This window comes from Klebsiella sp. KP20-425-1, from assembly GCF_025813515.1.
GTDB lineage: Bacteria > Pseudomonadota > Gammaproteobacteria > Enterobacterales > Enterobacteriaceae > Klebsiella > Klebsiella pneumoniae.
On record NZ_CP109614.1, the window covers coordinates 1,998,558 to 2,024,455 of the forward strand.

A 25,898-nucleotide genomic window follows, 5' to 3' on the forward strand; every position below is an offset into this window, starting at 1 on the left:
CAGAAACGACGCCAGACTCGCGATCGCGCTGGGCTGCTGTACCATGCCGCGCAGCGCGGCGGGGGATTACCCCCGGGGCTGAAGCTGATAAATCCAGGCGCTGATCTGCTGTCCATCGTCGGTGGTCACTTCCACCGGCACCCGATCGTACCCTTCCTCAAAGTCGTCCAGCATCGGCCAGTGCGCCGCCAGCCGATCGGACAGGAACAGATAGCCGTTGACCCGTGGGCCGTGAGCGTCGAGGACGATCCCCGGGAAATCGGCGGCTGCGCCCCAGCCGCGCGCGTAAAAGGTGCCGGTGACGTAGCCGGGACGCCACTCGCCCCCGATCGCCTCCAGAATATGCGCATTGCTGCGACCGGGACAGAGCGTCCCATAGACAAATAGTGGTTTCATTTTCTCTCTCTCGTTCGCCCTGACACCCGCCCACAGCGGAGCGGGAAACCAAAATACGGGGTAATGCAGCGCCTGGCAATGGCCGGGTGGGGCGGGGCGCTCCTCCGGGTATCTGGCAGTTGCCGGGGGAGATTCTGGACTCAGCGCTACTGAGGGTATATCGATTGCGGTGATATTTTTATTATTATTTATATTTAAGGTAAATATAAATGTTCCTGACGGAGGGATTAATTCGCTAATTAATATTCAACAGGAAAATAATAAAAGGGTCGCTTATGGAATATTCCTTCTACATGTGATGACCGAGAGCAATAAAGCTACCTTGGGTTGAATTCAGATATTATTTAGGGCCAGGCGTTACCTCCCCCTGACTCTTTCGCTTTATGATAAACATCCCTTGACCAAAAATATCATCTGACTTCGAAACTCTCGCGGGCAGGGGAGATATTTCCTTTCCCTGAAGCGGCAGGTAATAAATCCAGCCGAACACACGGCGGATGAGGGATATCCGTCCGGGCATTTGGTCCTGTCTGCAGACCAATGAAAGCGAAAGGCACAGGAGGTGCAATGAAGATTTTCCGCCCATTATGGCGCGACGGGGCTTTTCTGGTCCCGCAGCAGTTTCAGCAACAGGCCCGCTGGGACGCGCACGTCGCCGATACGGTCTCCCGCATGGCGCTCGCCCAACCGTGGGGGGTATTGCGCGCGGAGTTTGACGCGAGCGCGCTCACCCTTTCCCGGCTCAACGCTACCCGGCTGATCGTGCGTTTCGCCGACGGAACGCTGATTGACACCGAGCTGGCGGATATTTTGCCACCGGTCCGCGATGTATCGGACGTGATGCAGGACAGCGTGGAGGTTCTGCTCGCTCTGCCGCTGCTCAGCGCCAGCGGCGGCAATCTTGATGACGGCCAGGAGAGCGCCCGCCCGCGCCGCTGGCGCGCCGAGCAGGTGACCGTCCAGGAGCTGGCCGGCCATGAACGCAGCGAGCTGGCCGTTCTGCGGCACGCGCTAACGCTGCGTCTCTCCACCGAGGAAAATGCAGCCTTCCTCACCTGCCCGGTAGCGCGTCTGGTGCGCGACGCCCAGGGGCAGTGGATCGTTGACCCGGAATTCATCCCGCCGCTGCTGTCGCTGGCGGCAAGCCCGACGCTGGTTAGCGAGCTGGGTGAGCTGTTACATCGCCTGCAGGCCCGACGCAGACGCCTGATGGCCATGCGCCGTGAAAGCAATGCGCGGATGGCTGATTTTGCCGTGGCGGATGTCTCCTTGTTCTGGCTGCTCAATGCGCTGAACAGCGCTGAACCGGTGCTCAGCGAGCTGCATCAGTACCCTTCGCGCCATCCGGAGCTGCTCTATCGCGAACTGGCCAGGCTGGCCGGCAGTCTGCTGACTTTCTCCCTTGAACATCATCTGGAAGCAATCCCCCGCTACCGACATGCCTCGCCAGAGCAGGTATTCCCGCCGCTGTTTGCCCTGCTGGATATGCTGCTCGAAGTCAGCCTGCCCTCAAGGGTGATCGCCATCGCTCTGGAGCAGGGCGCCGACCGGGAGATCTGGCGGGGCAGGCTACACGATGCGCGGCTGCGCGAGGGGGCGGATTTTTATCTGTCGGTGCGCTCTTCACTCCCCCCTCACCAGCTACAGAGCCGCTTTCCGCAGCTCTGTAAGGCGGGTAGCCATGATGATGTCGCCGAGGTCGTCAATATTGCCCTCAGCGGCATCGCGATCAAACCGCTGAGCCATGTGCCGGCGGCCATTCCGCTACGTCTGGAAAACCAATATTTCGCTCTGGATCTCTCCACCGATGCCGCCCGCGCGATGCTGGAGGCCGGCAACTGCACCTTCTATACCCCGGAATCGCTTGGCGACGTGAAACTTGAACTCTTTGCGGTACTGCGCTCATGAATACCTCTGAAAGCGATCTGATCAACAAAACCTTTTACCCGGGCTGGCTGATGGTCAGCCAGTTACGCTGCGGCCAGCCGGTGACCGATGGCGAGGCGCTCTATCGCCAGGCCTGTCGATGGGTGACCGAAGCGCGCGAGGCGCTGACGGCGGGGGGAGTCAGTGAAGCCAGCGCTGAGCAGATGCTCTATGCCTACTGCGCGCTGCTCGATGAGAGCGTCCTCAACCGCGCCAGTCAGGATGATGGCTACCGCAGGTGGCGCAAGGATCCGCTGCAGGCGCGCTTTTTCAGCACTCTCAACGCCGGGGAAGAGCTCTGGGAACGGATCCGCCAGCTGCTGCGAGAGCCCACGGCGGATGCGGCAGTGCTGACCTGCTTCTTTCGTACTTTACAGCTGGGATTTGTCGGACAGTACCGCGCCGAGGATGACGAACGGCGTGAGGACGTGGCGCAAGCGCTTGGCGCGCGGGTCCCGCCGTTCAGCCTGACCCAGGAGGCGCCGGTGGTGGTTCGTGCCTCCCGGCTGCGCAGCGGACGGCAGATGTACTGGTGCGGCTGGGCGGCTGGCATTGTGGCGCTGGCGGCGCTGTGGTTGACCTTCTCCTCCGTGCTGTCACAGATGGTGGCGCAGATAGCAGGGCAGGGATAAGAGATGCGTGATAACGCCCGTCGTCTGCTTACGATACTGACCGTCATCCTGGCCCTGTGGCTGGTGCTGGGCTTCTGGCCGCTGTCCATCGGCAACCAGGTGATCTTCAGTCTGTGCATCCTGCTGGCGGGCGGCGCGGCGCTCTGGCGTCAGCGTCGCCGGGCAGTCAGCCGTCAGCGATCGGAAATCGTCCTGCCGCCCGAGGATTTTCAGGGGGCGGTGGTTCTGGTCTGCGGGGATACCGACGGTCTGTTTCCCGGGCGTTCGGCGCACGGCGAAACCCGTCACGGCTGGTATCTCCGGGGTGACAGCGCGGAGCAGTTGCCGCGGCTGGCGCAGTACCTGGCGGCGGCGCGTCCGGCGCTGGTATCGCAGGTTTCCGTGCTGCTGGCGGTGGTACCGGAGCACCACCCCTCCGGGGAGCATCTGGCGCAGTCGCTGCGCGACTGGCGGCGGAGTATCGTTCAGTGCCGAACCTGGCTAAACGGTCTGCCGCCGGTGTGGAGCGTGTTCTGGGTGACGCCGTCAGGCGGCCAGGCAGGGGAAAGCCGCTGGTTTACCATCACGCCGGAGAGGCCTGGGCTCCAGGCGCAGCAGAAGGGACAAGCGCCCCAGTCGGTTGCCGGGTGGCAGCGGGAGGGCAGCTCTGCCTCACGCCTGCATCAGACGCTGTGGCTGGAGAGCATTCTGACCTTGGCCGAAAACGCTCTTTTCCGGCCATTCCGCGCCCGGCAGGCGGAACTTCCTCCGCTGAACCTGTGTGCCGCGGGCATCTGCCTTACGCCGGTGGCGGCGGTGGCGAATAACCTCTGGCAACAGCAAATCGCCGGGATCACCACGCTCTCCCCGGGCAACGACGCGGCGCCAGGTCCTCACCCGCTGCCGGATCTTCTTCTGTCGTCACTGCCGCACCGCCACGGGGTCAGCCGCCGGATGCGCGATGTTGGTCTTGCCGCTGGCGTGGGCTTCCTCTTTCTGGCGCTGGCGATGCTGGCTTCCTTTATCAACAACCAGCGCCTGGTGCGCAGCGTCGGCGATCATCTGGCGGTGTATCACCGCCTAAGCGGCACGCCGCCGACGCCGAAGCTGCAGGCGCAGCAGCGTCTGCGTGCCGACAGCCGCCTGCTGGATGACTGGTTGCGCCGGGGGGAGCCGCTGCGTTATCGGCTGGGGCTGTATCAGGGGGGGCGGCTGATCCCCTTCGTGGAAGCCGCTATCAATGACTGGGCGCCGCCCCCGCCGCCACGTCCGGTCATTAAGCAGGTTGTGCAGGGGCCGCAGACGATCCGCCTCGATAGCATGGCGCTGTTCGATACCGGCAAATCGACGCTGAAACCGGGTTCGACAAAGCTGCTGGTGAACTCGCTGCTGGGCATTAAGGCGAAACCCGGCTGGCTGATCGTGGTGGCAGGCCATACCGACAGCATCGGCAACGATAAATCCAATCAACAACTCTCCCTGAAGCGTGCCGAGGCGGTCCGCGACTGGATGCGCGATACCGGCGATGTGCCGGAGAGCTGTTTTGCGGTGCAGGGCTACGGCGCAAGTCGTCCTGTCGCCAGCAACGAGACGCCAGAGGGGCGGGCGCAAAATCGCCGGGTGGAGATCAGTCTGGTCCCGCAGAAGGACGCCTGTCTGACGCCGGGCACGGCCAATACCTCAGGAGCAGAGACTAACGGATTAAAAAGCGAAACCGAGTAATCAGCGACCCCGATCGCGGAGGTTGAACAACAATCTGCCTGCCTGACCTTGTGCGCTACGGGTCCCTGATAAACAGGAAACAGCGATGGGCGGTAGCGTGCCTGCAGCCAGTCAAACTTGTCGGCAAAGCGCGGTCTCTGCGGGGATGAAGCGCAGGAAAGGGGATGGATAAAGGAGATCAGTATGGATAGCGCTAAGGACAGTGGCAGAGAAATGCTGGCGGCGATAAACGTTGAAGGCTCCGGTTTCTGGCTGCTTTTTTTATTTCTCAGTCTGTGAATATAAATATCCCTGGGGTTACCTTTTAGTTACGAAACTCCTGGTGGGGTATCTGATATATCGATATGCACATAAATATATTTATGATGAATGAGATGATTATCATTAAACAAAATTAAACAGGGCGTCCTGTGAATTGATTTTTGATGGTCATTACAGCGGAGTAAAACAGGAATATAATGGATACTTCTTCAATAATTACCGGCACCACCCTTAACCGTTACCAGCTGGATATTCCTTCATGTACCGCATCGCTGGATGTGGAAGAATTCAGTGGGGCAGAAAAACTGAGTGAACTTTATTATTACACTATTACGTTTACCAGCGCAGAGAAAAATATTGATGCCGCACAGCTCCTGAGCAAACCCGCCATGCTGACGATGGGCGGCGGCGCACTGCAGCAGTTGGCGGACTGCAAACGCGTCCATGGCGTGGTGACTGCCTTCCGGCGTATCAGCAGTTCAGAAGATCAGTCGACCTATCAGATAACTCTCCAGCCGTTTCTCTCCCTGCTGGATAAACAGTTTCGCAGCCACCGTTTTTTCGTCAACAAATCGGTGCCGGAGGTGGTGGAGCAGGTATTGCAGGAACATCACCTGCATGACTGGGAGTATGAGTTTAATCTCAAGCAACACTATCCGCGGCGCGAGCAAATTAATCAGTATCAGGAGAGCGACCTGGCATTTATCCAGCGCCTGCTGGCAGAGGTGGGGATATTTTATTTCTTCACCCTGCAGGAAGAGGCCCAGAGCGAAGTGGTCCACTTCGCCGACGCGCAGCGGGCGCTGATGTTCGATAAAACACTTCCTGTAAACAGCCCGTCCGGGATGAGCGACAGCGGTGCGGAATCGATATGGGGTCTGAGCATCACCCACAACGTCGTAGAGGCGAACGTTACTACCCGGGATTATAACCCCCGCGATGCGCAGAGCGTTCTCCAGTCGGCAACAGCGGATATGACCCGGGGAAATGGTGAAGGCATCACTTACGGTGAGGTATACCACTATAAGCTTCGCCACCGGGAGCGTGGCGATAAAATCGACCCGCAGACGGAGACCGCCAACTTCTATGCCCGCCTCGACCATGAGCGTTTTCTGGCTCACCAGACGCTTATTACCGCGATCAGTACTGCAGCCTGGCTGGCGCCGGCCCAGGTGCTGACCGTTACCGACAGCCTGCCGTCGACCCTGCCTGCGCCCGTACAGGATCCGCTGTTAATCACCGGCACCGGTTTTACCGCCAGCCGCCGGGAGGCGCTGCGGGTGTCCCTGCTGGCGGTGCCCTACAGCGAAACATTGTGCTGGCGTCCGCCGCTGCCGCCGCGCCCGAAGGTGACTGGCACCATGACGGCGCGGGTGACCAGCGCGAAAGCGAATGATATCTACGCCTGGCAGGATGCGTCCGGCCTGTACCGGGTGAAATTTGACCCTGACAGAGATGAGAAAGGGCAGGGGCAGGAAAGCATGCCGGTGCGTCTCGCCAAACCCTACGGCGGCGACGTGTACGGCTTTCACTTCCCGCTGATCCAGGGCACGGAGGTGGCGATTGCTTTCCACGAAGGCGACCCTGACCGGCCGTATATTGCGCATGCGCTGCACGACTCGCGGCATGTCGACCCTGTGACGGAGAAAAACAGCACCCGCAATGTGATTCGTACTCCGACCAACAATAAGCTGCGAATGGAGGATAAGCGCGGCGAGGAGCATATCAAGCTCAGCACCGAGTACGGCGGCAAGACGCAGCTGAACCTGGGGCATAACGTGAATGCGCAAAGGGAGTTGCGGGGCGAGGGTGCGGAACTGCGTACGGATAAATGGGTGAGCATCCGGGGCGGTGCGGGAGTGTTTATCAGTGCGGATAAACAGCCTTCGGCAGGCGACAGGATGCTGGCAATGGAGGAGGCGATTGCGCAGCTTGAAAATGCCCTGGGTATTGCGAAAAGCCTGGCGTCGGCAGCGGAATCGGCTCAGGCCCTGCCATCGGATACCGGCAACCAGCAGACGCTGAACGATGCGCTGAAAGAGCTGGCGCAGCCGGGGATAGTGCTGAATGCGCCGCAGGGCGTGAGCATCAGCAGTCCGCAGGCGGTACGGTTGTCTTCGGGTAGCGCCAGCGTGGGGATTGTGTCACAGCAGAATACGGACATCAGTGCGCTGAAACGTTTTACGGTGTCGGCGGGAGAAGCCGTCAGCCTGCTGGCGCGAAAGGCGGAGATGAAGTTGTTTGCGGCGAAGGGAAAGATTGAAATCCAGGCGCAGGATGATGCGCTGGAGGCGACGGCGAAAAAGGATATCACCGTGACCAGCGTGGAAGGGCGAGTGGAAATCACGGCGGCGAAGGAACTGGTGGTGAACTGTGCGGGAGCGTATATCAGGCTAAGTGGTGGCAATATCGAACTGGGCTGCCCGGGGAATATTCTGCTGAAATCGGCCAATGTGCAGAAAATGCGTAAGGCAGATTTTCGTGTACCTCCGCTGGAACTGCCTGAAGGGGTCGAAGAGCGTTTTACTGTCAAAGATCAGAAGACCGGTGAAATTGTTCCGTTTGCCCGTTACCGCATCACCACTGAAAAAGGCCAGGTATTCGAAGGCCGGGCAGATGCTGATGGGAAAACGGCCAGCGTTTATACCGCATTGCCTGAATCAATAAAAATAGAGCTACTGTGAGCCATGGACAGGAGAAAGCCGGGATGACACAAATACTGGGAACCGGAGAGGGAAAAACATCATCAGCCGCAAAAGAGCCGGTTGTTGAACGTAAACCCGCACAGGTATTTTTTGAATCAATGGCGCTGGCTGCCTCAATGAGTGGTTATTATGCAGGGCCAACAGCCACAACGCTGGGAAATTCGCTTTCATTAGGGGCGGGGACTGCGGCAGGTGTCGGAGAAGGCGTCGCGGGCGCACGGGTGCTGGCTGCGCCTAATCCCCTCACCGTTGCTCTGCTGGCTATCTTCTATTCTCCGTCACTGAATGAAGGTGAGACGGAAACGCTACAAAATATACGTGGCGACCAGCTCTATCAGAATCTGATCCATGGCCAGATGATGGTGGGCGCTTTTACCCGTGTAAATTCAACGGTCATTGAGGGGGATTATGTCCCGGAATATGAACTCCGGGAAATAGCCCGACAAAACGGCACAGTGCGCACGAGGGTACGCTTTCGTATTGAAGAAGATCCTGAGTCAGGGGAACTGGTTTCCCGCAGCTATGAGGTGGGGGAAAAAAGCGGGTTGGATCGGGTCCGGGTGCGGTTTGCAAAACAGCTGGATAAAGAGACATGGGGTTTTGAAGATCCTTCAATTAAAGGCACATTTGTCTGGTCCCGGTCTGCCGGGCAGGGAAAATTTGAGTGGGGTTCCAGCCAGACGACTGTTCATGACGGGAGCGCTGGCGGCTCTACCACACCGCCTACACCCATTCCGGAACCGCGGAGCATCTGGGGGTTGCCTAACCCGGCCCCGGAATCGTTACCGCCCGTACCGGGAACGCCGATCCCGGAGGAACAGGAACCAAATATTGAAACATTGCCCATCGAAGACCGGGATTTCGATGACTTTATTATTGTTGACCCGATGGGGGTTGTCCCGGCAATCTATGTGTATTTTAAGAAAGCCCCTGTGGAAGAGTATGAGGTTGACTATTATGAAAATTTTGAAGGCCGTTCAAGGCAGGGAAAATATCAAGTCGATCATATTCCATCTAGAGATGCGGTTCGTGTATATTTAGAGGATTTATATCCTGATGAGGGAAGTAAATATATAGATAAGATGGTTGATAAGGTTGCTTCAGTTGCTATTCCAATAGCTGTTCATCAAAAATGTAGTGAAACCTATGGCGGGCGTAATAATCGTAAGGTAGAGACAGAAAGCGGCGAGATGATAACTAAAAAAGAGCTAGATGCTCGTGACTTAGAAGCTGCCGTCAATGCCAACTGGGATGCGAATGCTGAATGCCTTAAGAATGAATATGGTATGAGTAACGAGAAAATCGAAGAGATCAGAGCAAAACTACATAAGTTAAACCGAAATGTGGGGTTATATTAAATGAATGTTAATGTCGAAACACTGATAAAGCAATTAGGAAAGCCATACCAAGAAATTTACAATAAAGGTTTGATTAATTATAAAACAAAACCTTATGGCTCGGTTAGTGATAATACTGCCAGGCTGGATATGAAGCATGAGGGTATATATTTAGCATTTGTTAATGATCTTGAAAAAAAAATGAAAGAAGTAACATTAACGTTAGAGGATGAAAGCAAGAGTGACTGGTTGTTTCCTAATCCGATGCCTTTTGGTCTGGAGCCTGTGATGACGCAGCCGTGGGTACGGGCGCGTTTTGGGTTGCCGATGATTTATGTTGATGCGAAAGTGGTTATGACGCTCTATAGAGGAGTAAAGGAGTTTTATCCGCTATTAGCTCCTGATCAAAATATAGTTGCGTCATTTAGCTATAATAAAGATTTTTTTGTTGAAAGTGTGACTTTTTATCCGCTGGAGCGAGCCAAAGAAATTCAGGTTGCGCTGGAGAAAAAGCGACTTGGTCGCAAATGAATATTGATGTCGAAACACTTGTGAAGCAATTAGGTAAACCTTATCAGGATATTTATGATCAAGGTTTAATTCCCTACAAAACAAAACCAACGGGTACTATTAGTGATGATATTTCCAGGTTGAATATGAGGCGAGAAGGAATATTTTTATCTTTTATCAATAACCAAGAAAAAAATCTTGAAGAAGTGACTTTGCGGTTAGAAGATGAAAATAAAATGGATTGGTTATTTCCTAATCCGCTGCCATTTGGTCTTGAACCAGTAATGACCCAGAAATGGGTAAGGGCCAAACTTGGTCATCCAATGATTTACACTGATGCGCAGATAATCATGACTATTTATGTTGGTGTGAAGGAATTTTATACTTTGCCTGTCCCTCATCAATATATCGTTGCTGCATTTACCTATAACAAAGATTTTTTTGTACAAAAAGTCACATTTTACTCAATTGAGCGAGCCAAAGAAATACAAGCCGCGTTAGAGATAAAAAGGTTGGGTGGGTAATTGTTCTGCAATGGTTCGCTCATAGCTGGACCATTTCCTTGCGCAATGAAGATAGTACTAGCAGGATACAAGGACGTGTGGTGTATTTATCAAATGAGTATTGATGTCGAAACACTTGTGAAACAATTAGGTAAACCTTATCAGGATATTTATGAGCAAGGGTTAGTCCCCTACGAAACAAAACCAAGTGTTACGGTTAGTGATGATATTTATAGATTAGATATGAAACGTGAGGGAATATATCTAGCGTTTATTAATGATCTGGAAAAAACTTAAAGAAGTGACGCTGACATTCGAGGATGAAAGTAAAACCAACGGGCTATTTCCTAATCCATCAGTATATTGACATTAGCGCACTGGCCCAACTGATGCGTTACAGCCATGGAGCGGGTGCATCAGCGGAATATAATCCGTCAGAAAAAACTGGAGGGAAAAATTGAAGGTCATGCCAGTTTTGCACTGGGGGAGGCGAAGGCCGAAACGGCCCTGTACCTGCCGGACAGGTTAGGTGTCAGCCTTTTATTTCCGGCGAAAAAAGTGACTCCACAGACACCGGATGGTGTCTGTAATATGGGAGCGCTGCGTTTTGCCATGAAACTGGTATTGTCAGGTAGCGTTGGTGCCAGTGCTGCAATTGAATTAGGGGTGACAGCAGACTGGAGTGGAGAAATGGGAAAGGGCTATGGCATTAAAGGCCGTCCTGCAACCCTGACTGCTCCACCGTTGCCAGGACAGCAGCAGGTGAATTTAAAGACCTCAACAATACCTGAAGCACAGGGGGGAGGTGAAATTGGTGTTTTTGTTGGTGCTCAGGCGGGAGGTAATATCAGTGGTGCCATTGAGTGGTTTGACCCGCATCCTGATGATACGCCAGTAGCTATAGGTGTTGAGAAAGATAACAAACCCCTTGTCAATAAAGAGAAGAAGTTTGCCGCGATAGCCAAACTGGAAGCGGGGATGACGGTGCAGGCAGGCGCTGGGGGAAGTGGGGTTTTTTATATCACCTATATTCAGGGACGTTTTCGTATTTACTGTAAAGCGGCTTTATGTTGGGGAGTGGGAGCCAAAGGGGAAGTCGGTTTTGAAGTTGATGGCAGCAGTTTTGCGGCTTTTATGAAGAGTTTTATGTTTATGCTGAGGAATGTGGATTATCAGAAGATTGAGCTGATGATGGAGGGAGATGCCTTCCGTTCTTTATGTGCAATTCCTATTATTATGGCGGCACAAGGGATACAGGCAATTGATGCGATGTACATCGATGTAACTAGAGTGTTAGTTAACTTGAGTAATCAGATTAGTGATGAGGGAAAACGAATTGATTTAATGTATAGTATTTTGTCTAATCCGGATCAGCTAAAATATACTCCTCCAGAAACAAAAGGGGCAGTGATTGCCACATTAATTGATCAGAATTGGGTAGACTGGCTTGACCCTCGCAATCAAAATAATGATTTTTTTTCCGTTAACAGCTGGAAGCTCGGTCCTCTCAAGAGGCGAAAGCAAGCGGTGTTTATGGCGCTGAAGTGGGTACAAAGTCAGGCAGATTATAACAATGTTATGCAGCATTTGACGTTGTCGCCAGGGGAGAAGAAAGGTAATAAAGAACTGAATGAAAAGGATGTGATTAACTTTTTAGGTATCGGGGAACACAAATTTTTTTTCTACACCAATTATGGTGAAAAGCTCACCTTATTGCATAATAACCTCCCGGTTTTTGTTGACCCGGATGAGCCATTTAAACCCATTCCTGACATCCTTATGTCAGAATATCTTGCCATGATCGACGACCAGCACCCGACGGGGACAATGACTGCCTGATGCAATGGCTGAGGTGATAAGATGAGAAAATTAATCGTAGTTGCTTCAGTTGCCGCCAGTTTACTGCTCGGGTGCGACCAGAAGAGTACTGGCAAGCGTGAAACCTTGTCTGAAGCGCTTGTTGCTAAGTCGCTTTCTAACATGGTTCCCGTTCAGGGCGGCGAGTTCTTAATGGGGGATTTCGGCCCATTAGTCGGTGAAAAACTGCCTTTCAGCATAAACCAGGATGATAAGGTATTACATAAGGTTGTATTAAGTGATTTTTCGATATCAAAGTTTAAAGTTACCAACGATGATTATAATAAATATCTGCAGATAACAGGAATAAAAAAACCTCCCATTAATATTCTGGTAAAAGAGTACCCATCCTTGCAAAAAGGTGATTACTCTGTTGGTGTGACCTGGCAACAGGCAAAAGACTATTGTCAGTGGTTAGGTAAGGAGTCTGGTAAAAAATTTGATTTACCAACAGAGGCGCAATGGGAATATGCAGCAAGATCCAGAGGGCAATACATTCCGTTTGCAACGAATAATGGTGAGTTCCTGCCCGGTAAAAACATCCCCAGCCAGGATGAGCTGAGTGAATATACTGATGGAGCAGGTATTCCTATTTATCCAGTGGGGAAATATCCCCCAAACCCCCTGGGTCTGTATGATATGGGACTTAGTGGCTCAGAATGGACCAATGACTGGTATGCGTCAGATTATTACTCTCATTCTCCGGTAAACGATCCTCAGGGACCCGTAAAGGGGACCGAAAAAGTCCTCCGCGGGAATGTTGGCGGTGACAGACAATACGCTTTAACCGTGTTCAGACAATCAGATTTGCCAGTTCCAAAGATCAATAAAGACGATGATTATGAAAAATATGGTGTTGGTCCGCAGTATGTTTTCCGTTGCGTCATCAATAAATAATGTCGTTTGGTGGTGACATATATCATTTTAACCGGAGCAACAACGTTGAATGAATGTTCCAATAAACCGGAGAGACTATTTAAACCTGTCCCGGATAGCCTGATGTCAGAATATCTTGCCATGATCGACGACCAGCACCCGACGGGTACAATGACTGCCTGATGCAATGGCTGAGGTGATAAGATGAGAAAATTAATCGTAGTTGCTTCCGTTGCAGCCGGTTTACTGACCGGGTGCGACCAGAAGAGTACTGGCAAGCGTGAAACCTTGTCTGAAGCGCTTGTTGCTAAGTCGCTTTCTAACATGGTTCCCGTTAAGGGCGGCGAGTTCTTAATGGGGGATTTTGGCCCATTAGTCGGTCAAAAACTACCTTTCAGCATAAACCAGGATGATAAGGTATTACATAAGGTTGTATTAAGTGATTTTTCGATATCAAAGTTTAAAGTTACCAACGATGATTATAATAAATATCTGCAGATAACAGGAATAAAAAAACCTCCCATTAATATTCTGGTAAAAGAGTACCCATCCTTGCAAAAAGATGATTACTCTGTTGGTGTGACCTGGCAACAGGCAAAAGATTATTGTCAGTGGCTAGGTAAGGAGTCCGATAAAAATATTGATTTACCGACAGAAGCACAATGGGAATATGCGGCAAGGTCAAGAGGGCAGTATCTTCCTTTTTCGACTAATAATGGAAATTTCGAGCTTGGTTCTAATATACCTGAACAAAAGAAATTAGATGAATACACAGATGGTTATGGTTTTCCTATTTATCCAATTGGGAAATATCCTCCGAATCCGCTAGGTTTATACGATATGGGGCTAAGTGGAGCCGAATGGAGTAATGATTGGTATTCAACTGATTATTATTCCCACTCCCCTGTTTATGATCCTCAAGGTCCAGTTAAGGGTAATGAAAAAGTTTTAAGGGGGTATGTTGGCGGAGATCGTCAGTATGCCTTGACTATATTCAGGCAATCGTCACAACCTGTGCCAAAATTTGCTGGGCGTGATGATTATCAAAAGTTTGGAGTTAGTCCTCTTTTTGTATTTCGTTGCGTTATTAATAAATAATATCGTTTGACTGTAATACTATATTATAGTCGGAACGCTCTATGAATATAATATTCCGCTGGACAGCCTGTTTAAACCTGTCCCGGATAGCCTGATGTCAGAATATCTTGCCATGATCGACGACCAGCACCCGACGGGGACAATGACTGCCTGATGCAAAGGCTTAGGTGATAAGATGAGAAAATTAATCGTAGTTGCTTCTGTTGCTGCCAGTTTACTGCTCGGGTGTGACCAGAAGAGTACTGACAAGCGTGAAACCCTGTCTGAAGCGCTTGTTGCTAAGTCACTCTCTAACATGGTTCCCGTTCAGGGCGGCGAGTTTTTAATGGGGGATTTTGGACCATTAGTCGGTCAAAAACTACCTTTCAGCATAAACCAGGATGATAAGGTATTACATAAAGTTGTATTAAGTGATTTTTCGATATCAAAGTTTAAAGTTACCAACGATGATTATAATAAATATCTGCAAATAACAGGGGTAAAAAAAGCACCCATCCATATTTTTTTAAAAAATTATCCATCCTTGCAAAAAGGAGATTATTCTGTTGGTGTTACCTGGCAACAGGCAAAAGACTATTGTCAGTGGTTAGGTAAGGAGTCTGGTAACAAGATTGATTTACCAACAGAGGCGCAATGGGAATATGCAGCAAGATCCAGAGGTCAATATTTTCAGTTTCCAACAAATAATGGTGAGTATTTACCTGGAAAAAATGTTCCGGGTAAAGATGAATTAGATAAATATACAGATGGTTTTGGTTTCCCATTTTACCCAGTAGGCAAATATCCCCCAAATCCCCTGGGTCTGTATGACATGGGACTTAGTGGCTCAGAATGGACCAATGACTGGTATGCGTCAGATTATTACTCTCATTCTCCGGTAAACGATCCCCAGGGACCTGCGCAGGGTACTAAAAAAGTCCTGCGTGGATATATTGGCGGCGACAGACAGTACGCTTTAACCATGTTCAGGCAATCAAAATTGCCAGTTCCGAAGATCGATAAAGACGATGACTATGAAAAATATGGTGTTGGCCCGCAGTATGTCTTTCGTTGTGTCGTTAATAAATAATGTATGATGCTATCTCTTATTTTAACCGAATCAGAATGCTCAACGAATATTCGGCTGAACCGGATAGGATATTTAATCTACGCCGGATTTCCTGATGTCAGAATATCTTGCCATGATTGATGACCAGCACCCGACGGGGATAATGACTGCCTGATGCAATGGCTGAGGTGATAAGATGAGAAAATTAATCGTAGTTGCTTCTGTTGCCGCCAGTTTACTGCTCGGGTGCGATCAGGGAAATACCACCGGGAGTGAAAAAGCAGCTAAAGCACTTGTGGATAAATCGGTCTCTAATATGGTCCCTGTTCAGGGTGGTGAGTTTTTAATGGGTGATTTTGGTCCATTAGTTGGTGAAAAATTACTTTTCAGCATACAACAGGATGATAAAACTTTACATAAGGTTATTTTAAGTGATTTTTCGATATCAAAATATAAAGTCACCAACGATGATTTTAATGTTTATTTGAAAGTAACAGATAAAAAAAATCCACCTGTGGATATACTGGCAAAACGTCATCCTTCTCTGCTAAAGGGGGATTATCCTGCAGGTGTTATCTGGCAACAGGCAAAAGATTATTGTCAGTGGTTAGGTAAAAAATCCGGTAAAAAAATTGATTTGCCGACAGAGGCACAATGGGAGTTTGCAGCAAGATCCAGAGGTCAGTATCTTCCGTTTGCTACTAACAATGGTGAGTTTTCACCAGGAAAAAATGTCCCCAGCCAGGATGAACTGAATAAATACACTGATGGGATGGGGCTTCCCATTTATCCAGTAGGTAAATACCCATCAAATCCCTTAGGCCTGTATGATATGGGACTGAGTGGTTCAGAATGGACCAATGACTGGTATGCAGAAGATTATTACTCCCACTCTCCGGTAAAGAATCCTCAGGGACCAGAGCAAGGGACCAAGAAAGTGTTGCGTGGGAATGTTGGCGGCGACAGACAGTACGCATTGACTATGTTTAGACAATCTGCTTCACCACTCCCAGAAGAAGTTGATGGTGACTATGAAAAATATGGTGTTGGTCCGCAGTATGTATTTCGTTGTGTCGTTAATAAATAATGTGTGATGCTATATCTTATTTTAAAAAATCGGTGGCGTTCAACATATAAGGTTTTTTTCTAATGGATGGTAAAATCATGTACAGTAGTGAAATTATTTCATCGTCATCAACGATGATTGTCAACGGAAAAGGTGGTGCTCATTAAAAATCTGAAAGAAGAAATGTTAAGGTTTGAAGATGAAGCCAAAACTGACTGGCTGTTTCCTAATCCTATGCCGTTTGGTCTGGAACGAGTTATGATTCACCAGTGGGTGCGGGCTTATCTAGGATTTCCGATGGTTTACGTTGAAGCAAAAATTGTTATGACTGCTTATAGGGGGGAAAAGATATATACCTTACCTATACCTCATCAAAATAGTTCTGTCGGATTTACCTATAACAAGGATTTATTTTCAGAAACCGTGACTTTTTATCCACTGGAGCGAGCAAAGGAGATTCATATTGCGCTGGAGAAAAAGCGACTTGGTGGCAAATGAATATTGATATCGAACACTTGTGAAGCAATTAGGTAAACCTTATCAGGATATTTATGAACAAGGTTTAATTCCCTACAAAACAAAACCAACGATTACTGTTAGTGATGATATTTTCAGGCTGGATATGAGGCGAGAAAGAATATTTTCATCTTTTATAAATAACCAGAAAAAATCTTGAGGAAGTGACTTTGCGGTTAGAAGATGAAAATAAAACGGCTTGGTTATTTCCTAATCCGCTGCCTTTTAGTCTTGAACCAGTAATGACGCAGCGATGGATGAGCGAACGCTTTGGATTTCCCATAGGTTATGGCGAACGCAAAATGATAGGGAGCAATAGTCGTCATATTAGCGAGGTATACCCACTGTTGCCACCTAATCAGAAAATGTCTGTTTTATTTGCTTATAATTCTGATTATTTTGTTGTTAGTGTATTTTTTTATTGTATAGAGCATGCAATAGTAATTAAGGCGATTTTCGCGAGTATAAGGTCGTCTGGCAATTGGCGTTCGAAGTGAAAAATTATTAATGTAGGGGATATCACCTGGGGGAAGAAGTATGTATTAAGTAAAGAGAGGCGTGCAGATATTCCAGATATTATTTTATGTTTATTATTCTTCCTTTGATAGGAGTGGCCGTTTTTTGTCTGTTATTAAATGTTATTGCCTCACTCTTTAGGTTGAAATAGATGCGATTGAGTATTCTAATTAATAATTACTGTATCGCTGATATATAAAAGGAAATTCAATGTCCAAAGGTTTTGTATTACTCGGCGATAAAACCACGCACGGCGGTGCTGTTATTTCCGCATCCTCCACCATGATTGTAAATGGAAAGCCCGTAGCGCTGGTGGGGGATAAAGTCAGCTGCCCGATTCCGGGACATGGCACTAATGCCATTATTGAGGGAGCGCCGGAATGGTCTTCCGATGGTAAAGCCATCGTGGTCGATGGCTGCAAATGTCAGTGCGGTTGCCAGGTGATTTCCGGCGCGCCGGAATGCGCGATAGGATAAAAAATGGGCTGGGTACGAACAAAAGCATTGACCATGGAGCAGCCATCGGCTCCTTCACTGACCCGATGGCTGTTTGCCGGTGTACTGATGGCGATTATCGGTGTCCTGTTCTTTATCCTCCATGCCTCCGGCACCGTAAAAATTATCTCAGTGATAAATATCTGGTGGGTATCCCTGATGCCTGCAGGATGCTGGTTGCTGATTTTTTGCCTGCGTTGCTACCTGTGGGACAGGGATCTGAAAGCGCATCAGTTCTTGCTGAAAGAGGCGGAATACGGACAGCAGAGGTGGGAAGACTGGGCCGGGCGCTGGCTGGCCGTTCTGAGCAGTGCAGTGCTGTTGCCGGATCATATTTCTGCGGCGCATTGGGGGAGTGAGCGGCCTCAGCAATACGGACTTGCCCGCAGGATTAATTACCTTCCGGCAGAAGAGCCCGTGCAGTTGAGTGCGATGCATGCGCTGCTGACCAGTATAGAAGAGCGCGTGCAGTGCCTGCCGGAAGAGCTACCGCTGTATGTCACCCTGATCACGGATAATCCCTCGCCTGAGCTGACCAGCAGTTTCAGTAATCTCTGGAAAGAACACATTCCTGGCCGCGCCGTGCCTGATGATATTACCGTTACCGGCTCATTCTCACTGTCGGAAGTGGAGGAGCGCCTGAAGCAGCCTGTACTGACGGTCAATTTACTCCTGGTCATCCAGCTCAACGGTGGTACAGCATACTCCGACGGGCTGGCCGTGCTGCTGCTGACCAGCGATGATGTGGCGCAAAAATACCATCTGCCGCACTCATCACGGCTGTTACGTCCTATGCCCTTAGATATGACGAACTTTGAAGACGATATCACCCTGTTTCTGGAAACCCAGACTGTCGCCTGCCATACGCCCTCCGTTATCGGGGACGCAAAAAAATGGACGGAAAGAAGCGCCGCGCTTATCACGCAGGGCGGCAAAATGCATACCCCATGGAAAGCTGAAGATATCGCGCTGCTGGAAAAATGGTGCGGTATTCCGGGACCCGCAGCGCCCTGGCTCCTGACCGCGCTGGCAGCCGATCTGGTCAGCCTCCGTAAACAGCCCCTGCTGGCGTTATTTTCCAGCGAACAGGAACATTTTATCAGTACCATCACCCCAGGGAGTGAAGATGAATATACCGGGTAATGGCCTGGGCCGGTTTTGCCTGGCCGGGCTTACGTTGGCCGGGATGGCTGCAATATGGTGGGGGATCACCCGCTATGGCGGCATGCTGAATATCAATACGCGGGGCGAGCAGGTACTGGCGTTTGTCCTGGTCTGTCTGGCGTTGGTATTTGTTTTTTACCTTCCTGCAATGTCCCGCCGTGTGAAGGAGAGTTTATATCGCCGGCAGTCGCAGCAGGACAGCGTCTTACCCGGCGAAGAAGGGCGCGTGGCGCTGACACCTCCCCATCATATTACGGTGGGGGAAATTCGCCAGACTCTACGCTATCAGTATGGACGCGCCTGGTCCCGCAAAGTCCGTATTCTGCTGATAATTGGCTCAGTCAGAGACGTAGAACAACTGACCCCAAAGCTCACGCAGGAACTCTGGCAGGAAGATCAGGGTACATTATTGCTGTGGGGTGGAGACCCTGGGGCAGCGGTAGATAACGCCTGGTTCACAGCGCTGCGTAAACTGCGTTATCGCCCGGCTGATGGTATGGTGTGGGTAACATCGGGCTTTGACGGCGTTTTGACAACGATGAACAGAACGAAGCCCAGGCTCACGCCAGATGAAATGGACAGTGTGTCTCACTCTCTAAAGCTACGCTACGAAGCTCTTGGCTGGAAACTCCCCCTATACGTCTGGTCGCTGTATGAGGGGGGCAACGAAAAAAATGGACGTATCACTCAGCCTGTAGGCTGCCTGTTACCTGCAGGTTGTACGCCGCAAATAGTTGCCGAACAGTTCACTGCCCTGGCGTCGTTACTGTTAGAGCAGGGCATCCAGCAGATATGCGGGCAACCACAGCACAATTTTTTACTCGCGCTGGCCGACCAGTTGACTCGGGAAGCGGAAGCGGTGGTGGAACCGTTATCGATACTGCTTAATCCATACCGACCATTGCCGCTGGCCGGGGTGGTATTTAGTGAGGCGTCAGTAGAGGCTGGTCGCAGTGTCCGTCATCACTGGGGACGGGATAACCGCTGGGAAACGATACCAGACTCAGTGCTGTGGTTGCCAGCCGGTCTACGTCCGCGCAAACAGGAAGTCAACTGGATGCGTGGGATGAGCGTGGCCGCCGCCGCCCTGATGTTACTCTGGGCCGCCTCAATGACAGTCTCTTTTATCGCCAACCGCCACCTGGTGGCGATCGCACAGGAGCAGGTGCGGCTGGCCTCAGCGGAGAAACAGCCGCTGGCCGTACGCCTGCATGCGCTCTCCGCGTTACAGAAAACGCTTTCTCAACTGGAATACCGCTCACAGCACGGCGCGCCGTGGTACCTCCGCGCTGGCCTCAGTCAGAACGATGACCTGCTGGCGGCGCTGTTCCCGCACTACGGAGAGAGGGCGCAGCCGCTGCTGCGCGATGCGGCGGCGCATCATCTGGAAGAGCAGCTCACCGCCTTCGTGCAGCTGCCGCCGGACAGCCCACTGCGTGAGAAGATGACGAAGACCGCTTACGGACAACTGAAACAATATCTGATGTTGACCCGCCCGGAAAAAATGGACGCCGCGTGGTTCGCCACCACGCTAATGCAGGACTGGTCGCAGCGCTCAGGCATCGCCGACGCCGTCTGGCAGGGCAGCGGCCCTTCGCTGCTGGCATTTTATGCCGCCAGTCTGGTGTCGCATCCGCAGTGGCGTCTGCCTGTCGATGATGGTCTGGTCAGCCAGGTGCGCACACGGTTAATTCGACAGATGGGCCAGCGCAACAGTGAGTCCACGCTTTACCAGAAGATGCTCGCGCAGGTGGCGAATCAGTATGCCGATATGCGCCTGGCGGATATGACTGCCGACACCGATGCTTCGCGTCTGTTCAGCACTGATGAGGTGGTGCCGGGCATGTTTACCCGTCAGGCCTGGGAGCAGGCCGTGCAGCCGGCCATTGAGAAAGTGGTCGCGGAACGCCGCGATGAAATGGACTGGGTGTTGAGCGATACGAAGCAGACTGCCGCGCAGTCGACGTCGCCGGAAGCTCTGCGAGCCAGGCTGGCGGAGCGTTATTTCGCTGATTTTAGCGGCGCCTGGCTGGATTTCCTCAACAGTCTGCGCTGGCAGCGCGCGGCGACCCTCTCCGATGCTATCGACCAGCTGACCCTGATGGCCGATGTGCGCCAGTCGCCGCTGGTGGCGCTGATGAACACCCTGAGCGTGCAGGGGCGAACCGGCCAGACCGGGGAAGCCATCGCCGATTCGCTGGTCAAATCGGCCAGGCAGCTGTTTAACCGTGATAACTCGCCCGTCATCGATCAACGGTCCGGCGCGCGCGGTCCTCTGGATGCCACCTTCGGACCCGTGCTGGCGCTGCTGGACAATCGCGACGGCGGGACGCCCACCAGCCGTCTTAGCCTGCAGACCTTCCTGACCCGCGTCACCCAGGTGCGTCTGCGCCTGCAGCAGGTCACCAACGCCACCGACCCGCAGGCGATGACCCGCCTGCTTGCGCAGACGGTATTCCAGGGCAAGGCCGTGGATTTAACCGAAACGCGCGACTACGGCAGCCTGGTGGCGGCGGGGCTGGGCCAGGAGTGGAGTGGATTTGGGCAAACGCTTTTTGTTCGCCCGATGGAACAGGCCTGGCAGCAGGTGCTGACCCCGGCGGCGGAAAGTCTCAACGCCCAGTGGCGCAGCGCGGTGGTGGAGGACTGGAATAGCGCCTTTGGCGGCCGCTACCCCTTTAAAAATACCAGCAGTGAAGTCTCTCTGCCGCTGCTGGCAAAATACCTCGACAGCGAGACCGGGCGCATCGCCCGCTTTCTGCAGACCCGGCTGAACGGCGTGCTGCATAAAGAGGGGAGCCGCTGGATGGCGGACAGTATCAATGCTCAGGGGCTGACGTTTAACCCGGCCTTTCTGCAGGCGATGAATACCCTGAGCCATCTCTCCGACGTCGCGTTCGCCAACGGCGAAGCGGGATTGCATTTTGCGCTTCGCCCCGGCACGGCGGACGGCGTGATGCAGACGGAGCTGGTCATTGACAGTCAGAAACTTGTCTATATGAACCAGATGCCGGTCTGGCGGCGGTTCAGCTGGCCCGCTGACACCGAAGCGCCGGGCGCCAGTCTGAGCTGGATCAGTACCCGGGCGGGCACCCGCCAGTATGGCGATTTCCCGGGCGCCTGGGGGTGGATCCGTCTGCTGGATAAGGCGGTGGTCAGCGCTTATCCCGGAACGAGCAGCAGCTGGAGCCTGAGCTGGAAAGCGCCGGATGGTCTGTTGCTGAACTACACGCTGCGTACCGAGGCGGGGGAAGGACCGCTGGCGCTGCTGGCGCTGCGAAACTTTACGCTACCGGAGACGATATTCAGCGTGCGCGCGTCTGCGGAACGTGTTCCGCTGACCGACGATATACCCGGCGAAGAGGGATATTGAACCTTCTCCCTCACTGATTGGCGTTAACCTGCAACGCCAGGCCTCCTTCGCTCATGGCCGCCCGACGGCCAACTAATCTGACCGCGCAGCCATGCTGCGTGTCTCCCTGTAGACGAATAAGGGAATATTCATAATGGACGATTTAACCCTGCGATATTTTGATGCTGAAATGCGCTACCTGCGCGAGGCGGCAAAAGCGTTCGCGCAGGCTCACCCCGATCGGGCGGCGATGCTGGATCTCGATAAAGCCGGTACGCCGGACCCTTACGTTGAGCGCCTGTTTGAAGGCTTTGCCTTTTCCGTAGGTCGCTTGCGCGAAAAAATTGATGATGATCTGCCGGAGCTGACCGAGGGGCTGGTCAGCATGCTGTGGCCGCACTATTTGCGCACTATTCCATCGCTATCGATCGTGGCGCTGACCCCAACGCTGCCGGCGATGAAGATGGCGGAAACGGTGCCCGCCGGGTTTGAGATTAGCTCCCGCCCACTGGGGCCGAAAAATACCGTGTGCCGGTACCGAACCACCCGCGATCTGACGCTTAACCCGCTGGCGATAGAGGAGGCGGTGATGACGGCGGAGCCGGACGGACGTTCGGCCCTGCGACTACGATTCGCCTGTAGCGAGCTGGCTGACTGGTCGCAGACCGATCTCCGCCGCCTGGCGCTGTACCTGGGGGAAGACGCTGTTACCGGCAGCGCCCTCCATCTGTGGCTGACCCGACGCCAGGCCGCGCTGTACCTGCGTCTGCCGGGTCAGACAGAGCGGGTAAGCCTCGACGGCTATTTTTCCCCGGGGGGATTCAGCGAGGAGGATCGTTTATGGCCGAAGGGGGAGAGCGCTTTCAGCGGCTATCAGCTGCTGCTCGAGTATTTCACCTTTCGCGAAAAATTTATGTTCGTGCAGCTAAATGGCCTGGAAAACATCACCCTGCCGGCGGGGATATCGCATTTCACGCTTGAGGTGGTGTTCAGCGAGGTCTGGCAAAGTGATTTACCCGTCAGCGCAAGCAGCCTACGCCTGCACTGTGTGCCGGTGATTAACCTGTTTACCCTTGAGGCCGATCCGTTGACCATCAGCGGCCTGGAGAGCGAATACCTCCTGCGTCCGAAGCGCCTGCAGGACGGGCATACCGAAATCTATTCTGTTGACAGCGTGACCGGCTCCGGGCGCACCGGGGAGGCACGCTATGTGCCTTTCACCCGCTTTCGTCACCAGGGGGGAATGATGCGTCGCCATGCGCCGGAGCGCTACTACCACACCCGCGTAAAACGGGGCGTAACCGGCATGCACGATACCTGGCTTATCCTCGGCGGACAGCAATGGGAGGCTGACCGGGAGCTGGCGCGGGAAACGGTCTCCTTGCGCATCACCGGCACTAACGGCCAGCTGCCGCGCCGGGCGCTACAGAGCACGCTGCTGGATCGCTGTGAGTCGATATCAGCCACGCCGCTTACCGTCCGCAATCTCTGTAAGCCCACGCTGCCGGCCTATCCCCCGGCGGAAGACCGCTACCACTGGCGGGTCATGAGCCATCTGGGCACCCGTTTTCTCAACATGATGAGCAGCGCCGAGGTGCTGCGCGGCACGCTGTCGCTCTACAACTGGCGGGAGGATGAGCTCAATAATCGCCGTCTGGACGCCATTCTGGCGGTCAGCCATCACCGAATTCAGCGTTTCGAGCAGGGCTTCCTGCTGCGCGGGCTGGATATCGAAGTGACGCTCGACGGTAGCGGATTTACCGGTGCGGGCGATGTCCACTTGTTTGGCGATATGCTCAACCGCTTTTTCGCACTGTATGCCGATATGAATCAGTTCAACCAGCTGACGCTCATTGTTCAACCTGAAGGGAAATGTATCCGGTGGAAAGAGAATCACAGTCTGCGCCTGCCCGGCTGATGGCGCAGCTCCGGCCTCAGTTGCCGTACATGAATTTTTACCGCTTCTGCCAGTTGCTGGAGAAGAACCATCCGAAGGCGCCGATCATCGGCAGCGGCTGGCTATTAGGTGATGAACCCATACGCTTTCGCCCGCATCCGGGGATGGGCTTTCCGGCTGGCGAAATCCGTGGAATGGACGATCCTGAACCGCCCCGTCCGCCGGCGGTTCGCGTGACTTTTATGGGACTCTACGGCGTGGAATCCCCGCTGCCGACCCACTATAGCGATGACATTGCGCAACGGCGGGAAGGCGTCGAGGCCACCGAGGATTTCCTCGATATCTTTAACCATCGGCTGATCGCCCAGTATTACCGTATCTGGCGCAAATATTCCTACCCGGCAACCTTTCGGGCGGGCGGCACGGACAACATCTCGCAGTATCTGCTGGGCCTGGCGGGGCTGGGCATACCGGGATGTGCCGCCGTTGCCGCAGCGCCGCTGTCGCGATTTCTGGCGCTGCTGCCGGTGATGATGCTGCCGGGGAGATCCGGGGAAGGCATGGAGGCGCTGGTGGCGCTCCTGGCCCCGGGGACCCGGGCGACGGTGCACCACCACGATCCCTGCCGGATCCCCTTGTCGCAGCCGTTAACGATGAGCGTCCGTCAGCCGGTTAGCCTGCAACATAGGCCAGTGATGGGAACCCACGCCACGGATGTGAACGGTCAGGTATTGCTGCAGCTGGCCACGGAAAAGCCTGATGAGGTTCGCGGCTGGCTGCCCGGCGGCGAACTGTTCAGCGACCTGATGGCGCTTCTGCACGTCTGGCTCGGATCTCATCTTGACGTGCGGCTGCAGCTTTGCGTCGCCCGCCATTTACTGCCGGATGCGCAACTTTGCTGCCAGCAGGAGCATGCCGTCCAGCTCGGCCGTACCGCTGTGCTGCGTCCGCTGGATGCGCAGAAACAGGCTGACGACAGAGTCACGATTTATCTGGGGCGCTATCAGCGCGTCCGGGAAAATATCCACCGCAGGGAGAGCGATGAAGATGGCGATTACCGCAGTTAAACCCTCCGCCAGGTTGCTGGCATTCCTCATGGTTACCGTCTTAACCGGCTGCGGACTGACGCAGACCGTGAAAGACGGCGCCGTTTCCGTGACCCAGTCCATTTTTTACCCCCAGGTGAAAACCCTGCATCTGGATCTTCGCGCCCGGGAAGGCGTGAATAACAACGCCAAAGGCGCCTCCCTGGCGACGGTGGTGCGTATTTATCAGCTGAAGGAGCGGCAAGCGTTCGACAATACTGACTACCCGTCGCTGTTTGCCGGCGATGGCCAGGCGCTGCAGGCGGACCGGGTGGCGGAAAAAGATGTTCGCCTGCGTCCGGGCGAATCGGTGACCGTCGATATGCCCATGGAAACCAGCGCGCAGTTTGTGGCGGTGGCGGCCATGTTTATCGATCCAGACCTGACGCAAAACAGCTGGCGGCTGGTACTCACCCGGGACGAACTTGATCCGGCGAGGCCGCGCATTATCGAAGCCAGCCAAAATCAACTGACGCTGCACCCGTTTAAGGAGAAGTGAAAATGCCTCGTCCCTCCCTGTATGACATCCTGTACGGCAATTTCGCCGGCGGGCTTGACCTGAATACTGTCAGCGAAACGGATCAGGTCATCCTGTCGGTGCTCGATAACATGCAGCGCATCCTCAACTGTCGGGCCGGAACGCTGGCGCATCTGCCGGACTACGGCCTGCCGGATATGACCGCTGTCCTCCAGGGGATGCCAGCGTCGGCGCATCAGCTGATGAGCACATTGTCGGCGGTGTTGTTGAAATACGAACCGCGCCTGCAGCGGATCGCGGTGGTGATGCTCGATCAGCATGCGCCCGGCGAACTGCGCTATGCCATTGATGCGGAGCTGAAGGATATTGGCCTGGTGCGTTACGGCACGGAGTTTATGCCCGAGGGCAGGGTGTTGATCCGCCACCTCAAACGCCAGCAGTACCTTGACGCCCGCTCCGCCCTCTAATCTCTCGCTGAA

The 25,898-nt window shown here is 53.2% G+C and carries 23 protein-coding genes and 6 pseudogenes; 28 read left to right on the forward strand and 1 reads right to left on the reverse strand.

Annotated elements, in window-relative coordinates; all coding sequences use genetic code 11:
- Nucleotides 1–66: 66 nt before the first annotated feature.
- Complete coding sequence (locus tag OHJ17_RS09750; RefSeq protein ID WP_002910650.1) at nucleotides 67–396, reverse strand: gamma-glutamylcyclotransferase family protein; 330 nt, start codon at nucleotides 394–396, stop codon at nucleotides 67–69.
- A 112-nt stretch (nucleotides 397–508) separates the two neighbouring features.
- On the opposite strand from OHJ17_RS09750, the gene OHJ17_RS26395 reads away from it, so the two are divergent.
- From OHJ17_RS26395 to tssE, 28 genes and pseudogenes are all read left to right on the forward strand, one after another.
- The gene (locus OHJ17_RS26395; RefSeq protein ID WP_152875710.1) at nucleotides 509–727 is read left to right on the forward strand and encodes a hypothetical protein; all 219 of its coding nucleotides are present in this window, start codon (nucleotides 509–511) and stop codon (nucleotides 725–727) included.
- 236 nt (nucleotides 728–963) lie between these two features.
- Complete coding sequence (tssK, locus tag OHJ17_RS09755; RefSeq protein ID WP_032421530.1) at nucleotides 964–2,304, forward strand: type VI secretion system baseplate subunit TssK; 1,341 nt, start codon at nucleotides 964–966, stop codon at nucleotides 2,302–2,304.
- On the forward strand, nucleotides 2,301–2,954 hold the full coding sequence (gene tssL / locus OHJ17_RS09760) for a type VI secretion system protein TssL, short form (protein ID WP_039819484.1): 654 nt from the start codon (nucleotides 2,301–2,303) through the stop codon (nucleotides 2,952–2,954). Before tssK ends, tssL begins: the two co-directional genes overlap by 4 nt.
- A gap of 3 nt (nucleotides 2,955–2,957) precedes the next feature.
- On the forward strand, nucleotides 2,958–4,655 hold the full coding sequence (locus OHJ17_RS09765) for an OmpA family protein (RefSeq protein WP_039819483.1): 1,698 nt from the start codon (nucleotides 2,958–2,960) through the stop codon (nucleotides 4,653–4,655).
- A gap of 183 nt (nucleotides 4,656–4,838) precedes the next feature.
- A pseudogene (locus tag OHJ17_RS09770) lies at nucleotides 4,839–4,963 on the forward strand (hypothetical protein).
- Between the two features lie 150 nt (nucleotides 4,964–5,113).
- Complete coding sequence (locus OHJ17_RS09775) at nucleotides 5,114–7,600, forward strand: DUF2345 domain-containing protein (RefSeq protein ID WP_039819482.1); 2,487 nt, start codon at nucleotides 5,114–5,116, stop codon at nucleotides 7,598–7,600.
- Nucleotides 7,601–7,623: 23 nt separating this feature from the next.
- Nucleotides 7,624–8,979 carry an S-type pyocin domain-containing protein gene (locus OHJ17_RS09780; RefSeq protein WP_040202941.1) on the forward strand — a complete coding sequence of 452 codons (1,356 nt, stop codon included), beginning with the start codon at nucleotides 7,624–7,626 and terminating at the stop codon, nucleotides 8,977–8,979.
- Complete coding sequence (locus OHJ17_RS09785; protein WP_004200304.1) at nucleotides 8,980–9,489, forward strand: DUF6392 family protein; 510 nt, start codon at nucleotides 8,980–8,982, stop codon at nucleotides 9,487–9,489.
- Nucleotides 9,486–9,992 carry a DUF6392 family protein gene (locus tag OHJ17_RS09790; RefSeq protein ID WP_002910551.1) on the forward strand — a complete coding sequence of 169 codons (507 nt, stop codon included), beginning with the start codon at nucleotides 9,486–9,488 and terminating at the stop codon, nucleotides 9,990–9,992. The genes OHJ17_RS09785 and OHJ17_RS09790 overlap by 4 nt, the downstream gene beginning before the upstream one ends.
- A 75-nt stretch (nucleotides 9,993–10,067) precedes the next feature.
- A pseudogene (locus OHJ17_RS09795) lies at nucleotides 10,068–10,323 on the forward strand (DUF6392 family protein); the annotation flags it as partial.
- 128 nt (nucleotides 10,324–10,451) lie between these two features.
- Nucleotides 10,452–11,514 (forward strand): annotated as a pseudogene (locus OHJ17_RS09800) (hypothetical protein).
- Nucleotides 11,515–11,729: 215 nt separating this feature from the next.
- Nucleotides 11,730–11,810: pseudogene (locus OHJ17_RS09805) on the forward strand (hypothetical protein); the annotation flags it as partial.
- 21 nt (nucleotides 11,811–11,831) lie between these two features.
- Nucleotides 11,832–12,725, forward strand: a complete 894-nt coding sequence (locus tag OHJ17_RS09810; RefSeq protein ID WP_004200301.1) for a formylglycine-generating enzyme family protein — start codon at nucleotides 11,832–11,834, stop codon at nucleotides 12,723–12,725.
- 45 nt (nucleotides 12,726–12,770) lie between these two features.
- Complete coding sequence (locus OHJ17_RS09815; protein WP_004217423.1) at nucleotides 12,771–12,887, forward strand: hypothetical protein; 117 nt, start codon at nucleotides 12,771–12,773, stop codon at nucleotides 12,885–12,887.
- Nucleotides 12,888–12,908: 21 nt separating this feature from the next.
- On the forward strand, nucleotides 12,909–13,802 hold the full coding sequence (locus OHJ17_RS09820) for a formylglycine-generating enzyme family protein (protein ID WP_004184616.1): 894 nt from the start codon (nucleotides 12,909–12,911) through the stop codon (nucleotides 13,800–13,802).
- A 52-nt stretch (nucleotides 13,803–13,854) separates the two neighbouring features.
- Complete coding sequence (locus tag OHJ17_RS09825) at nucleotides 13,855–13,956, forward strand: hypothetical protein (protein ID WP_071787070.1); 102 nt, start codon at nucleotides 13,855–13,857, stop codon at nucleotides 13,954–13,956.
- A 21-nt stretch (nucleotides 13,957–13,977) separates the two neighbouring features.
- Nucleotides 13,978–14,871: a formylglycine-generating enzyme family protein gene (locus OHJ17_RS09830; protein WP_004184615.1), complete on the forward strand. Its 894-nt coding sequence runs from the start codon at nucleotides 13,978–13,980 to the stop codon at nucleotides 14,869–14,871.
- Between the two features lie 175 nt (nucleotides 14,872–15,046).
- Nucleotides 15,047–15,937 (forward strand): formylglycine-generating enzyme family protein, encoded by an 891-nt coding sequence (locus OHJ17_RS09835; protein ID WP_004189389.1) that lies wholly within the window; start codon nucleotides 15,047–15,049, stop codon nucleotides 15,935–15,937.
- Between the two features lie 162 nt (nucleotides 15,938–16,099).
- The gene (locus OHJ17_RS09840) at nucleotides 16,100–16,414 is read left to right on the forward strand and encodes a DUF6392 family protein (protein ID WP_072769859.1); all 315 of its coding nucleotides are present in this window, start codon (nucleotides 16,100–16,102) and stop codon (nucleotides 16,412–16,414) included.
- A pseudogene (locus OHJ17_RS09845) lies at nucleotides 16,411–16,592 on the forward strand (DUF6392 family protein). The gene OHJ17_RS09840 and the pseudogene OHJ17_RS09845 overlap by 4 nt, the downstream one beginning before the upstream one ends.
- 10 nt (nucleotides 16,593–16,602) lie before the next feature.
- Nucleotides 16,603–16,851, forward strand: a pseudogene (locus OHJ17_RS09850) (DUF6392 family protein); the annotation flags it as partial.
- Nucleotides 16,852–17,158: 307 nt separating this feature from the next.
- Entirely contained in the window at nucleotides 17,159–17,425 is a 267-nt protein-coding gene (locus tag OHJ17_RS09855; RefSeq protein ID WP_004175522.1) for a PAAR domain-containing protein, read from the forward strand.
- Between the two features lie 3 nt (nucleotides 17,426–17,428).
- Complete coding sequence (locus tag OHJ17_RS09860) at nucleotides 17,429–18,586, forward strand: hypothetical protein (RefSeq protein ID WP_032412512.1); 1,158 nt, start codon at nucleotides 17,429–17,431, stop codon at nucleotides 18,584–18,586.
- Complete coding sequence (locus OHJ17_RS09865) at nucleotides 18,570–21,980, forward strand: ImcF-related family protein (RefSeq protein ID WP_032412511.1); 3,411 nt, start codon at nucleotides 18,570–18,572, stop codon at nucleotides 21,978–21,980. Before OHJ17_RS09860 ends, OHJ17_RS09865 begins: the two co-directional genes overlap by 17 nt.
- A 133-nt stretch (nucleotides 21,981–22,113) precedes the next feature.
- Nucleotides 22,114–23,877: a type VI secretion system baseplate subunit TssF gene (gene tssF / locus OHJ17_RS09870; protein WP_004148784.1), complete on the forward strand. Its 1,764-nt coding sequence runs from the start codon at nucleotides 22,114–22,116 to the stop codon at nucleotides 23,875–23,877.
- Between the two features lie 29 nt (nucleotides 23,878–23,906).
- Nucleotides 23,907–24,923 (forward strand): type VI secretion system baseplate subunit TssG, encoded by a 1,017-nt coding sequence (tssG, locus tag OHJ17_RS09875; RefSeq protein WP_029497089.1) that lies wholly within the window; start codon nucleotides 23,907–23,909, stop codon nucleotides 24,921–24,923.
- Nucleotides 24,904–25,440 carry a type VI secretion system lipoprotein TssJ gene (tssJ, locus tag OHJ17_RS09880; RefSeq protein WP_077254207.1) on the forward strand — a complete coding sequence of 179 codons (537 nt, stop codon included), beginning with the start codon at nucleotides 24,904–24,906 and terminating at the stop codon, nucleotides 25,438–25,440. The genes tssG and tssJ overlap by 20 nt, the downstream gene beginning before the upstream one ends.
- Nucleotides 25,441–25,442: 2 nt before the next feature.
- Complete coding sequence (gene tssE / locus OHJ17_RS09885; RefSeq protein ID WP_004175538.1) at nucleotides 25,443–25,886, forward strand: type VI secretion system baseplate subunit TssE; 444 nt, start codon at nucleotides 25,443–25,445, stop codon at nucleotides 25,884–25,886.
- The last annotated feature ends 12 nt before the right edge of the window (nucleotides 25,887–25,898 follow it).